The organism is Salinicola sp. LHM, from assembly GCF_034479735.1.
In the GTDB taxonomy this organism is placed as follows: Bacteria; Pseudomonadota; Gammaproteobacteria; order Pseudomonadales; family Halomonadaceae; genus Salinicola; species Salinicola salarius.
On sequence record NZ_CP140261.1, the window covers coordinates 167,456 to 180,437 of the forward strand.

Annotated in this window: 11 protein-coding genes, 2 tRNA genes and 1 rRNA gene; 7 read left to right on the forward strand and 7 right to left on the reverse strand. The window is 61.9% G+C overall.

The window, feature by feature from the left end:
• Positions 1-59: 59 nt before the first annotated feature.
• Entirely contained in the window at positions 60-497 is a 438-nt protein-coding gene (dksA, locus tag R5R73_RS00750; protein ID WP_071232323.1) for an RNA polymerase-binding protein DksA, read from the reverse strand.
• Between the two features lie 257 nt (positions 498-754).
• Between dksA and sfsA the strand changes: the two genes are divergently transcribed.
• Positions 755-1,519, forward strand: a complete 765-nt coding sequence (sfsA, locus tag R5R73_RS00755) for a DNA/RNA nuclease SfsA (protein ID WP_071232322.1) — start codon at positions 755-757, stop codon at positions 1,517-1,519.
• Here the strand turns inward: sfsA and metW are convergent.
• From metW to R5R73_RS00780, 5 genes are all read right to left on the reverse strand, one after another.
• On the reverse strand, positions 1,516-2,112 hold the full coding sequence (gene metW / locus R5R73_RS00760; RefSeq protein ID WP_110636089.1) for a methionine biosynthesis protein MetW: 597 nt from the start codon (positions 2,110-2,112) through the stop codon (positions 1,516-1,518). The genes sfsA and metW overlap by 4 nt on opposite strands.
• Entirely contained in the window at positions 2,112-3,269 is a 1,158-nt protein-coding gene (metX, locus tag R5R73_RS00765) for a homoserine O-succinyltransferase MetX (protein ID WP_322528494.1), read from the reverse strand. The genes metW and metX overlap by 1 nt, the downstream gene beginning before the upstream one ends.
• 165 nt (positions 3,270-3,434) lie before the next feature.
• Complete coding sequence (locus R5R73_RS00770) at positions 3,435-4,025, reverse strand: YggT family protein (protein ID WP_071232319.1); 591 nt, start codon at positions 4,023-4,025, stop codon at positions 3,435-3,437.
• Between the two features lie 13 nt (positions 4,026-4,038).
• Complete coding sequence (gene proC / locus R5R73_RS00775; RefSeq protein ID WP_322528495.1) at positions 4,039-4,878, reverse strand: pyrroline-5-carboxylate reductase; 840 nt, start codon at positions 4,876-4,878, stop codon at positions 4,039-4,041.
• 66 nt (positions 4,879-4,944) lie between these two features.
• The gene (locus R5R73_RS00780; RefSeq protein WP_071232317.1) at positions 4,945-5,655 is read right to left on the reverse strand and encodes a YggS family pyridoxal phosphate-dependent enzyme; all 711 of its coding nucleotides are present in this window, start codon (positions 5,653-5,655) and stop codon (positions 4,945-4,947) included.
• Positions 5,656-5,695: 40 nt separating this feature from the next.
• Here R5R73_RS00780 and R5R73_RS00785 point away from each other — a divergent pair, with 40 nt between their 5' ends.
• Positions 5,696-6,730 carry a type IV pilus twitching motility protein PilT gene (locus R5R73_RS00785; RefSeq protein WP_071232316.1) on the forward strand — a complete coding sequence of 345 codons (1,035 nt, stop codon included), beginning with the start codon at positions 5,696-5,698 and terminating at the stop codon, positions 6,728-6,730.
• A gap of 34 nt (positions 6,731-6,764) precedes the next feature.
• On the forward strand, positions 6,765-7,898 hold the full coding sequence (locus tag R5R73_RS00790; protein ID WP_071232315.1) for a PilT/PilU family type 4a pilus ATPase: 1,134 nt from the start codon (positions 6,765-6,767) through the stop codon (positions 7,896-7,898).
• Between the two features lie 29 nt (positions 7,899-7,927).
• On the opposite strand, the gene R5R73_RS00795 is transcribed toward R5R73_RS00790, so the two are convergent.
• Positions 7,928-9,043, reverse strand: coding sequence for an anhydro-N-acetylmuramic acid kinase (locus tag R5R73_RS00795; protein ID WP_071232314.1), 1,116 nt, complete (start codon positions 9,041-9,043; stop codon positions 7,928-7,930).
• Positions 9,044-9,191: 148 nt separating this feature from the next.
• Between R5R73_RS00795 and tyrS the strand changes: the two genes are divergently transcribed.
• From tyrS to R5R73_RS00815, 4 genes are all read left to right on the forward strand, one after another.
• Positions 9,192-10,391, forward strand: coding sequence for a tyrosine--tRNA ligase (gene tyrS / locus R5R73_RS00800; protein WP_071232488.1), 1,200 nt, complete (start codon positions 9,192-9,194; stop codon positions 10,389-10,391).
• A 594-nt stretch (positions 10,392-10,985) separates the two neighbouring features.
• A 16S ribosomal RNA gene (locus tag R5R73_RS00805) occupies positions 10,986-12,526 on the forward strand.
• A gap of 67 nt (positions 12,527-12,593) precedes the next feature.
• Positions 12,594-12,670: transfer RNA gene (locus tag R5R73_RS00810), tRNA-Ile, on the forward strand.
• A gap of 138 nt (positions 12,671-12,808) precedes the next feature.
• Positions 12,809-12,884: transfer RNA gene (locus R5R73_RS00815), tRNA-Ala, on the forward strand.
• The last annotated feature ends 98 nt before the right edge of the window (positions 12,885-12,982 follow it).

Sequence of the window (12,982 nt, forward strand, 5' to 3'; positions counted from 1 at the left end):
AAACAAAACGGGCACCGATGAGGGTGCCCGTCGTATGGGACTGCGTCCGGAACGGCTGCTCAGCCGCCGAGCTGCTTCTCCTTGAGCTCGGCCAGAGTCTTGCAGTCGACGCACAGGGTGGCGGTGGGGCGCGCTTCGAGACGGCGGATGCCGATCTCGACGCCACAGGCTTCGCAGAAACCGTAATCGTCTTCGTCGATCTTCTCGATCGTTTCGTTGATCTTCTTGAGCAGCTTGCGTTCGCGATCACGGGTACGCAGTTCCAGGCTGAAACCCTCTTCCTGCGTGGCGCGATCGGCAGGGTCGGCGAAGTTGTTGGCCTCTTCCTGCAAGTGGCGAACCGTACGGTCGACTTCTTCCATCAGATCCTGTTTCCAGCCCAGGAGGATCTCACGGAAATGCGCAAGTTGCTTTTCATTCATATACTCTTCACCCGGCGCCGGCTGGTACGGGGTGAATTGGCTAGGCGCTTCCGTTTTCTTTTCCGCTACTGGCATGGGGGCTGCCTCGTTACGCAAGTGTCGTGACGCGTTTGATCTGGCCGAGAATCGGCCGGGGCAGCGTCTGCCACTGCCCGAAGCCATGCTTATTTAGCGAAAAAGCGGCCAATTTGCAACCAAATGGACGCTTTATTTTTCTCATCCCCGGCCGGAAATTCGGGAGTCGAGCCGTGCTCTCCGGTATGCGCCGGCAGCGCCCCGCCCCTTTGATGAACCGGCTCTTCCGAGCCTCATGCTTTCTGGATCGACACCGTATGCGCTATCCCGCTCTCGTCCCTGGCGTCCTGTTGCGACGCTACAAGCGATTCCTGGCCGATATCGAACTCGAGGAGGGGCGCGAGGAGGTCGTGGCGCACTGCCCCAATACGGGCTCCATGCGAGCCGTCAACGTGCCGGGCTGTCGCGTATGGCTTTCCGAGAGCACCAATCCTGCCCGCAAGCTGGGCTGGACCTGGGAATTGATCGAGCTGCCCGATGGCAAGGGCGGCGTCGAGTGGGCGTCGGTACATACGGGGCGGACCAATGCGCTAGTGGAAGAAGCGCTGCACGACGAGATCATTCCGGAGCTGGCGGGCTTTGACGAGCTCAAGCGGGAGGTCGGCGTCGAGGGTGCCAGGCTCGATTTCCGGTTGCGGGATGCGAATGCGCGCGACACTTTCGTCGAGGTCAAGCAGGTCACGCTCAAGGAGAACGACGGCCATGGCTATTTCCCCGACTCGATCAGCGAGCGGGGCCGGCGTCATCTCGAGGTGCTCGCCGAACTGGTCGACCAGGGGCACCGTGGCGTCCTGCTGTTCTGCGCGGCACACACGGGCATCGACGATGTGGCACCGGCGGCGCATCTCGATCCGGCCTATGCGCAAGCGCTGCGAGCGGTGGCCGCCCGCGGGGTGGAGGTGCTGGCTTATGGCTGCCGGGTGACATGGGCCGAAGGGCGACCCGGCGCGATGACGCTGGACCGCCGGTTGAACGTGGACCTGGAGCGATGCTGGCCCGGGAGCGAGGTCGAATCGCGCTAACGTCCGCGGCGGACACGGAAGATCGCCGTTTCGCCGAACAGATTGGGCCAGAGCCGCGATGTCCAGTGGCCCTCGTGGTCGGCGCTGCCGACCGCTTCGTCGACGATGGTGACGCCCTTGTCGCGGCACAGACTGGCGAAGTCCTGAAACGTCGACAGGTGGATGTTGGGCGTGTCGTACCAGGCGTGCGGCAAGGAGCGCGAAACCGGCATGCGACCGCGGAAGGTCAGGTGCAAACGATGCTTCCAGTAGGCGAAGTTGGGGAAGGCGATGATGCACTCCGGGGCGACCCGCAGCATCTGGTCGAGCATGGTGTCCGGTCGACGCAGTACCTGTAGCGCCTGGGTCATGATCACCAGATCGCAGGCATCGTCGACGAAGTTGCCCAGGCCGTCATCGAGGTTCTGTTCGAGCACGCTGACGCCCTTGCCCAGGCAGGCGGCGATGCCGTCGGGGTCGATCTCCAGCCCATAGCCGGTAACGTTCTTGTGGCGAGCCAGCGCCGCCAGCAGCGTGCCGTCACCGCACCCCAGATCGAGAACGTGAGCGTTGCTGGGAACCCAGTCGTAGATCAGTTGAAGATCCGCACGCATCAGGCTGTCTCCCCGGTGATGTCGGCGTGGACACGCCGCATGTAGCTGCCGAAAACCGCTTCGTACTGGTCGTTGGGTAGCAGGAACGCATCATGGCCGTGGGGCGAGTCCACATTGACGTAGCTGACCGCCTTGCCCGCTCGCAGCAGGGCGTTGACCAGTTCCCGCGAGCGCGCCGGCGCGAAGCGCCAGTCGGTGGTGAAGCTGACGACCAGGAACGGGCACGTCGCCGGCGCCAGCGCTGCCGCCAGGTCGCCATCGTGCTGCCCGGCAGGGTCGAAGTAATCCAGCGCCTTGGTCATCAGCAGATACGTGTTGGCATCGAAGCGGGTCGAAAAGGTATCGCCCTGATGACGCAGGTAGGACTCCACCTGGAACTCCACGTCGTAGCCGAAATTCAGTTGATCGCTGCGCAGGTCGCGGCCGAACCGCGACCCCATCGAATGCTCCGACAGATAGGTGATATGGCCGATCATCCTGGCCAGTTTCAGGCCGAGCTTGGGAATCGCATCGTGGTCCGCATACCAGCCGTCATGGAAATCCGGGTCCGAACGGATCGCCTGTCGCGCCACTTCGTTGAAGGCGATGTTCTGCGCCGACAGCCTTGGCGTGGCCGCGATGACCGCGGCGTTGGCGACGCGCTCCGGGTACGCGATCGTCCATTGCAGCGCCTGCATGCCGCCCAGACTGCCGCCGACGACCGCAGCGAAGCGCTCGATGCCGAGCTGGTCGGCCAGGCGCGCCTGGCTGTGGACCCAGTCTGCCACTGTCATGACCGGAAACGTGGGCCCCCACTGATGGCCGGTCTGCGGGTTGATGCTGGCGGGGCCGGTGCTGCCGTGGCAGCCGCCCAGGTTGTTGAGCGAGACGACGAAGAAGCGATCGGTGTCGATCACCTTGCCGGGGCCGATATAGGCGTCCCACCAGCCGGGTTTGCGCTCGTCGACGGTGTGGTACCCCGCCGCATGATGGTGGCCGGAGAGCGCATGACAGATCAGAACCGCATTGCTGCGGTCGGCATTGAGTGTGCCGTAGGTCTCGTAGACCAGCTCGAAGCGTTCGAGCGTCTTGCCGCAGGCCAGGGCCAGCGGCGACTCGAACGTCGCGATCTGCGGTGTGACCAGACCGACGGAGTCGGCGGGGAAGGAAGCGGACATGAAACGGAATAGTCTCCAGGTTCAACCAGGACTCACGATCAGGACTCACGATCGATAGCTATCGGTGCGTCCGCACGCCGCCAGCTGCGATCCGGCAATGACCCGGACGTATCTGGCCGGATCATTGCCGAGTGTATCGCTGACGGCGGTAACGGCGGGCGAGCGCTAGAAGCCGACCAGGGCGCCCGGCAGGCCGGCAGCGCGCGCCAGCGAGCCTACGACGACGCTGTCGAGCAGATTGATGGCGATGAACACCACGATCGGCGACAGGTCGATCATGCCCAGCGGCGGAATCACGCGGCGCACCGGCGCCATGATCGGCTCGACGATCTGCATGACCAGCAGCGCGCCCGGATGGTTGGCGCGCGGTGCCACCCAGCTCAGGATGATCATGATGATCAGCGCGAAGAAGTAGATCTTGAGAATCGCGTTGAGCACGCCGGCGATCCCCGCCAGCAGCAGGCCCTGAAGCGGGGGCATGCCGAAGCCGGCGATCTGGAAGACGGCGATGATCACGATGACCTTGAGCAGAAAACCGACGAACAGCGTGGCGATATCGATACGGCCGACGGGACGCAGAATCCTCTGGACCGGCGCGACGACCGGCTGCGTTGCCTTGACGATCCCCTGGCTCATGGGGTTGTAGTAGTCCGCCTGCGAAAATTGCAGCAAAAAGCGCAGCATCAGCACAAACAGATAGATGTTGACCAGCGTGTTGACCAGCATCAGGCCGGCGCTTCCGAGGTTACTGCCCATGACTTTCTCCTAGTTACTTGTCCGCCAGCTCACGCGACAGCTCGCGGGCGCGTTCGGCGCAGGCTCGAGTGGCGCGACCCACGATATCCGCCAGGCCCGCTTCCTCGAATGCCTGGATCGCACGCTCGGTGGTGCCGTTGGGGGATGTGACGCGTCGGCGCAGTTCGGCGGGATCGAATTCGCTCTCCCGCGCCATCTTGGCGGCGCCGAAGGCGGTCTGCAACGCCAGCCGGCGAGCGCTCTCGGCGGACAGGCCCAGTTCGACGCCGGCTGCTTCCAGCGATTCCATGAACAGGAAGAAGTAGGCCGGGCCGCTGCCGGAAATGGCGGTGACGGCTTCGATCTGAGCTTCCTGCTCGACCCATTCGACCAGGCCTACCGATTCCAGCAGTTCGGTGGCGAGTCGGCGCTGAGCATCGCTGACCCGATCGTTGGCGTAAAGGCCGCTGGCACCCGCACCGACCAGCGAAGGCGTGTTGGGCATGCAGCGGATCAGGGCCAGGCCGCCGCCCAGCCAGCGATCCAGCGTCGCGGCGTCGAGCCCGGCCGCCACCGAGACGATGAGCGGGCGACGCGCCTGGACGGATTCGCGTAGCGACAGGCAGAGGTCGCGCATCATCTGCGGCTTGACCGCCAGCACCACGACATCGGCCTCTTCGATCGCGGCCAGATTGTCCTGCATCGTGCGGATGCCGTAGCGCTGACTGATGGCGTCGCGCTTTTCCTGACTCCGCGACGTGGCGACGATGGCCTCGGCGGGATAACCGCTGTCGAGCATGCCGCCGAAGATGGCGCTGGCCATGTTGCCGGCGCCGATGAAGGCGATACGGCTGGGCTGGTGCGAGTCGATCATGGCAGAGTCCTTGAGAGTAGTCCTGTCGGTCTAGGAAGAGGCGGGCATCGATACCGTCAGCTTCTGTCAGCTTCTGAAAGGAGGGCGGCTGCCGAAGATGGCGGTACCCAGGCGAACGATGGTGGCACCCTCCAGGATGGCGGCTTCCAGATCGTTGCTCATGCCCATCGAAAGCGTGTCCAGGGGCGCGTCGGGGAAGCGCTGCTGCAACTCGGCCAGCGCGCTGGCGACCTGGCGAAAAGCGTGGCGCTGCTGCTGCGGATCGTCGCTGGGCGCAGGCAGTGCCATCAGCCCGCGCAGGCGCAGGTTGGGCAGCGACAGCAGCGACTCGGCGAGTGCCGGCAGGGCAGCGAGGTCGACGCCCGACTTGCTCGATTCGCCGCTGACGTTGAGCTGCAGACAGACATTGATGGCCCCCAGTTCGGCAGGGCGCTGCTCGGAAAGCCGGCGCGCGATCTTCTCGCGGTCGACCCCATGCACCCAGCTGAAATGCTCGGCCACGTCGCGAGTCTTGTTGGATTGCAATGCGCCGATGAAATGCCATTCGATGTCGTCGAGATCGGCCAGCGCCTGCTGTTTTTCCAGCGCTTCCTGCAGATAGTTCTCGCCGAAGGCGCGTTGACCGGCCATATAGGCCTGACGCAGCATGTCTGCAGGTTTGGTTTTGCTGACAGCAAGCAGGCGGGCGGCGTCGTTCGGGCGATCGGCCGCGGACAGCGCAGCTCGAAGGCGCTCGCGGGCGCTTGAGAGAGACTCGGACACCGAGGCTTCTGGCATACTGTATGAAGACCTTACGCAGGGGATCGAATAAAAACCCATGGATATTACCGAACTGCTGGCGTTCTCGGCAAAGCAAGGCGCCTCCGACCTGCACCTTTCGGCGGGATTGCCTCCCATGATACGGGTCGACGGTGACATGCGTCGTCTCAACGTGCCGGCGCTCGACGACGGCCAGGTACGTCGTCTGATCTACGACGTCATGAACGATCGACAGCGCCGCGACTTCGAAGCCGCGCTGGAAACCGACTTTTCTTTCGAAGTCACCGGTGTATCGCGTTTTCGTGTCAATGCGTTCACGCAAGGGCGCGGCGCCGGCGCGGTCTTCCGTACCATTCCCAGCAATGTCATGACGCTCGACGATCTCGGCCTGGGGGATGTCTTCCGCCGGTTGTCGATGCTGCCGCGCGGCCTGGTACTGGTGACGGGGCCGACCGGCAGCGGCAAGTCGACGACGCTGGCGGCGATGATCGACTACATCAACAGCAATCGCCAGGAACACATCCTCACGATCGAGGACCCGATCGAATTCGTGCACGAGAGCAAGCGCTGCCTGATCAACCAGCGAGAGGTGCATCGCGATACCAAAGGCTTCGCGCCAGCGCTACGGTCGGCGCTGCGCGAGGATCCGGATGTCATCCTGGTGGGCGAGCTGCGAGATCTGGAAACCATTCGGCTTGCATTGACGGCGGCCGAGACCGGGCATCTGGTGTTCGGCACCCTGCATACCACCTCGGCGGCCAAGACCATCGACCGGATCATCGATGTCTTCCCCGGTGACGAGAAGGGCATGGTGCGTTCGATGCTGTCGGAATCTCTGCAAGCGGTGATCTCGCAGACGTTGCTCAAGCGCGAGGGCGGTGGCCGTGTCGCGGCCCACGAGATTCTCGTGGCCACCTCGGCGATCCGCAATCTGATTCGGGAAGGCAAGGTCGCGCAGATGTATTCGGCGATTCAGACGGGCGGCGGCCTGGGCATGCAGACACTGGATGCGGCGCTGTCCCGATTGGTGACGGATGGTGTGGTGACGCGCCAGGAAGCCCATGCCAAATCGCGTGCCGGGCTCGATCAATGAGTTCGTGCCCCGGAAGCCGGTATCAGGACATGACATGACCCCCTCTCAATGGTTTGAACAACTCCTCGACATCATGCTGGCCAAGCAGGCTTCGGACCTGCTGATCTCTACCGGTGCGCCTCCGTGTCTGAAACTGGATGGCAAGCTGGTGGCGCTGGGCGATGTGCCGCTGCAACCGGATCAGGTACGTGAGCTGGTCGCCATCGCCCTGCCCCAGGGGCGTCGGGAGGCGTTCGAGACGGAGCATGAGGCCAATTTCGCTCTGAGCCTGAGCGGCAAGGGGCGTTTTCGCGTCAGCGCCTTCTTCCAGCGCAGCCAGCCGGCAATGGTCGTTCGGCGGATCGCTTTCGATATTCCCGATCTCGAATCGCTGGGGCTGCCGGAAGTGACGGGAACGCTGGCTTCCATTCGACGCGGGCTGGTGCTGGTGGTCGGCGGGACCGGCAGCGGCAAGTCGACGACGCTGGCGTCGATGATCCAGCACCGCAATCGGACGGTCGGCGGCCATATCATCTGTATCGAAGATCCCATCGAATACATGCACCCGCACCAGCGTGGCATCATCAATCAGCGGGAAGTGGGTATCGATACCGAGTCCTACGAAGTCGCGCTGAAGAACGCCCTGCGCCAGGCTCCCGACGTGATCGTGATCGGCGAGATCAGAAGCCGCGATACCATGGAGCTGGCGCTCAGCTTTGCCGAAACCGGGCATCTCTGTCTGGCCACTTTCCATGCCAACAACGCCGACCAGACGATCGAGCGCATTCTCAGTCTGTTCCCGCCGTCCCGGCAGGAGCAGATCGGGATGGACCTTTCGCTCAACCTGCGCGCTGTGGTCGCTCAGCGGCTGCTGCCGCGTCAAGACGGCTCCGGGCGCTGCTTGGCGACCGAGGTTCTGCTCAAGTCCCCCTTGATCAGCGAATTGATCCGGCGCGGTGAGGTGGGGGAGTTGAAGGACCTGATGCGGCGCTCCCGCGAGCTGGGCATGCAGACCTTCGACCAGGCGCTCTATGAACTCTATCGGCGCGGGGATATCAGTGAGGGGCTGGCGCTGGCCCATGCCGATTCGGCCAATGACCTGCGCATGCTGATCAAGTATGGCGAGCGCCATCTTCTCGGGGATCGAGGGGACGATGGCACACGATTTTCACTGGTCGACGATCAGTAGCGTCCGGTCTCTTCCCACGCGCTACCGGCTCAGGGCGCGTAGATGCCGCCCAGAACGCGTGGGCCGCTGGCACCGGTAACCTCCGGCAGATTGCCTGGCAGGCGTTGTATCCGTCGCCAGGCCAGCCACGCGAAAGCGCCGGCTTCCAGCCAGTCGGCCGACCAGCCGAACGCATCGCACTGGCCTATCGAGACGCCGGGAAGATGTATCGCCAGACGCTGCATCAGATGGCGGTTGCGCGCGCCGCCGCCGCAGACGATCAGATCCGTGCGATCGGGCTCGATAAAGGGGTGCGCGGCCTGCGCGACGCTGACGGCGGTCAGCTCGGCCAGCGTGGCCTGGACGTCGGCCACCGCTTCGTGCCCGGATAGCCGTGTTTCCACCCAGCCGAGATGAAACAGCTCCCGCCCGGTGCTCTTGGGCGGTGTGGCGGTGAAATACGGCTCGTCCAGCAGGCGCTCGAGCAGATGGCGGTCGACGTTGCCGCTGGCGGCCCAGTTGCCGTCTTCGTCGATCGGGCCGCCTCGATGCCGGGCGTGCCAGGCGTCGATCAGCAGGTTGGCCGGCCCCGTGTCGAAGCCGATGACCGGCAGCGATGCGCCCGAAGGACCCAACCGCGTCAGATTGGCGATGCCACCCAGGTTGAGGATCAGCCGGGTACGGACGGTGTCGGTAAACAGTGCCTGATGAAAGATTGGCGCGAGCGGCGCCGCCTGGCCGCCGGCCGCCATGTCGCGGCGGCGGAAATCGGCAACGACCCGGCAACCGGTCAATTCGGCCAGGCGACTGGGATTGTCGAGCTGGTAGGTAAAGGGGGCATCTGCGTAGGGGGCGTGCTCGATGGTCTGGCCGTGGCTGCCGATGGCCGTGATGGCATCGGGTGTCAGGCCGTGGCGCTGCAGCAGCTGACGCACGGCTTCGGCCTGATGGTCGCAGAACGCACTCTCCGCTGCTCCCAGGGCGGCGAAGCTCACCTGCGATGCCTGGGTCAACTCGAGCAGCGCCGTCCTGAGTTCGGCGGCCAGCGGTAGACACAAGGCGTCGATCAATCGCGGGCGTTGGTCGCTCTCGTCATCGATCTCTACCAGTGCCGCATCGATGCCATCCAGGCTGGTGCCGGACATCAAACCCACGAACAGTGACATGAAGCTCTTCCTCGTCGTTGTGAAGCAGTGGCGTGAAGCGGTGGCCTGACGTCGCGGCACGGTCCGGTGTGGCTCAACGAATATCAGAGACTCATGCTAAGATTGCCGCCTTTCAAGCTCGATAGCGTTGGTAATGGAGACGGATACGATGGCCGAGGTCGATGAAGCGCTGGCGCTGATCAAGCGCGGCACGCAGGAGATTCTGATCGAAGATGAGCTGGTGAAAAAGCTCGAATCCGGTCGCAAGCTCCGTATCAAGGCTGGCTTCGACCCCACGGCCCCGGATCTGCACCTGGGGCATAGCGTACTGTTGACCAAGATGCGCCAGTTCCAGGACCTTGGCCACGAGGTGATCTTCCTGATCGGCGACTTCACCGGCCGGATCGGCGATCCCACCGGCAAGAACGTCACCCGCAAGCCGCTCACCGAGGAAGAGGTCAAGACCAACGCCCAGACCTATCGCGAGCAGGTCTTCAAGATTCTCGATCCCGACAAGACCGAAGTGCGCTTCAACGCCGAATGGTTCAGCGAGATGTCGGCGGCCGACATGATCGAGCTCGCCGCGCAATCCACCGTGGCGCGTATGCTGGAACGCGACGACTTCGAAAAGCGCTATCGCGGCGGTCAGTCGATCTCGATTCACGAGTTTCTCTATCCGCTGGTGCAGGGGTACGACTCGGTCGCGCTGAAGGCAGACATCGAGCTGGGCGGCACCGATCAGAAGTTCAACCTGCTGATGGGCCGCGAAATCCAGAAGCATTTCGGGCAGGAGCCGCAGGTGGTCATCACCATGCCGTTGCTCGAAGGGCTGGATGGCGTGCAGAAGATGTCCAAGTCGCTAAACAATTACATCGGTGTCGACGACACACCGGGCGTGATGTTCAACAAACTGGTGTCGATGCCGGACAGCCTGATGTGGCGCTACTTCGAACTGCTGTCGCTGAAGTCCAACGAGGAGGTCGAGGCGATCCGCCAGGATATCGAGCAAGGCGCCAACCCGCGCGACATCAAGATGCTATTGGCGCGGGAGCTGATCGCCCGCTATCACGGCGAAGAAGCGGCCGCCAATGCGCACAAGGCCGTGGGCAACCGACTGGCGGAAGGTGAACTGCCCGAGGACTTGCCGGAAGTAGAGGTCGATTTCGAAGGCGCGGCGCAGGCGCCGATTGCCGCCGTGCTCAATCGCGCCAACCTGACCAACAACAGCGCCCAGGCCAAGGACATGCTCGGCAACGGGCGGGTCAAGGTGGATGGCGAGGTCGTCGCCAAGGACACCATGCTCGAAACCGGCAAGAGTTACGTGATTCAGGCAGGCAAGAAGCGGTATGCCCGCGTCACCCTTGGCTGACGCGAATTGCTGATGCCGCTGAAACGCCCGCCCCGCGCGGGCGTCGTCGTTTTTGCCGGGCACGGTTTTGACCGAATGCGCAAAAAGTGACAAACAACACTTGCCAAGCGGGCCGCTGGTCCGTAAAGTACGCATCCGCTGACGCCGAGACAGGGTTTCGGAGTCAGCGGAGAAGAAAGCCAAGCGTTTGATTTGATTGAAGAAATCGGTTGACGCAAGGCGGTGAAGCCGGTAAGATCGCTTCCCAGTTCTTCGAAGGATCGGCTCCACCCAGCTTGACCGGAGCCAGCGGGATTCAACGAAAAAAGATGTTGACATCGCCGCCAAGATCCTTAAAATACGCCACTCCTTACGGCGGCCAAGAAAACAAGCGCTGACAAGCACTTGGGGCCGACGGCAGAAGCGAAACGCTTCGAGTAGGGACGCTCTTTAATAATCGATCAGGTAATTGATGTGGGCGCTTGTTCTCGCGTGACAGCCAGTCACGACATATCGAGGCAAGCGACTCGTCAAGATTCGTTTGACCTTGAACCAAGTTTGGTCCGCTTTTCTGCTCGTTCTTCGGAGCGAGAGAAGTAAGGACTATCAGACTTTAAACTGAAGAGTTTGATCATGGCTCAGATTGAACGCTGGCGGCAGGCCTAACACATGCAAGTCGAGCGGCAGCACGGGGAGCTTGCTCCCTGGTGGCGAGCGGCGGACGGGTGAGTAATGCATAGGAATCTGCCCGGTAGTGGGGGATAACGTGGGGAAACCCACGCTAATACCGCATACGTCCTACGGGAGAAAGCGGAGGATCTTCGGACTTCGCGCTATCGGATGAGCCTATGTCGGATTAGCTAGTTGGTAAGGTAACGGCTTACCAAGGCGACGATCCGTAGCTGGTCTGAGAGGATGATCAGCCACACTGGGACTGAGACACGGCCCAGACTCCTACGGGAGGCAGCAGTGGGGAATATTGGACAATGGGCGAAAGCCTGATCCAGCCATGCCGCGTGTGTGAAGAAGGCTTTCGGGTTGTAAAGCACTTTCAGCGAGGAAGAAAGCCCCTGGGTTAATACCCCAGAGGAAGGACATCACTCGCAGAAGAAGCACCGGCTAACTCCGTGCCAGCAGCCGCGGTAATACGGAGGGTGCGAGCGTTAATCGGAATTACTGGGCGTAAAGCGCGCGTAGGTGGCTTGGCACGCCGGTTGTGAAAGCCCCGGGCTCAACCTGGGAACGGCATCCGGAACGGCCAGGCTAGAGTGCAGGAGAGGAAGGTAGAATTCCCGGTGTAGCGGTGAAATGCGTAGAGATCGGGAGGAATACCAGTGGCGAAGGCGGCCTTCTGGCCTGACACTGACACTGAGGTGCGAAAGCGTGGGTAGCAAACAGGATTAGATACCCTGGTAGTCCACGCCGTAAACGATGTCGACTAGCCGTTGGGACCTTTAAGGACTTAGTGGCGCAGTTAACGCGATAAGTCGACCGCCTGGGGAGTACGGCCGCAAGGTTAAAACTCAAATGAATTGACGGGGGCCCGCACAAGCGGTGGAGCATGTGGTTTAATTCGATGCAACGCGAAGAACCTTACCTACCCTTGACATCCAGAGAAGTTGGCAGAGATGCCTTCGTGCCTTCGGGAACTCTGAGACAGGTGCTGCATGGCTGTCGTCAGCTCGTGTTGTGAAATGTTGGGTTAAGTCCCGTAACGAGCGCAACCCTTGTCCTTATTTGCCAGCGAGTAAAGTCGGGAACTCTAAGGAGACTGCCGGTGACAAACCGGAGGAAGGTGGGGACGACGTCAAGTCATCATGGCCCTTACGGGTAGGGCTACACACGTGCTACAATGGCCGGTACAAAGGGTTGCGAGACCGCGAGGTGGAGCGAATCCCAGAAAGCCGGCCTCAGTCCGGATCGGAGTCTGCAACTCGACTCCGTGAAGTCGGAATCGCTAGTAATCGTGAATCAGAATGTCACGGTGAATACGTTCCCGGGCCTTGTACACACCGCCCGTCACACCATGGGAGTGGACTGCACCAGAAGTGGTTAGCTTAACCTTCGGGAGAGCGATCACCACGGTGTGGTTCATGACTGGGGTGAAGTCGTAACAAGGTAGCCGTAGGGGAACCTGCGGCTGGATCACCTCCTTAAACGATTAGCTTAGCGTGGTTCAAGCGCTCACAATCAATTACCTGATCGGCCAGAGCAAGACTGTTTGGGTCTGTAGCTCAGTTGGTTAGAGCGCACCCCTGATAAGGGTGAGGTCGGCAGTTCGAGTCTGCCCAGACCCACCAAATTTTATCCAGTTCCACGTTATTTCGTGACTCGCATAGCAGGCTATGCGTCGCCTCGAAATGCCTCGATCTGAATAAAATTAAACAGATCAAATAAAAGAGAAAGTCTTCTTGGTTCTTTTTACGATCTGTCTATCCGGGGCCTTAGCTCAGCTGGGAGAGCGCCTGCCTTGCACGCAGGAGGTCAGCGGTTCGATCCCGCTAGGCTCCACCACTCTCTCGCGGCAACCCGGGAGACAAGCACAACCCGACAGTCTGACCATAAGTTTTAAGCTATACGCTTGACGTGACGATGAAACACTCGTGACAGCA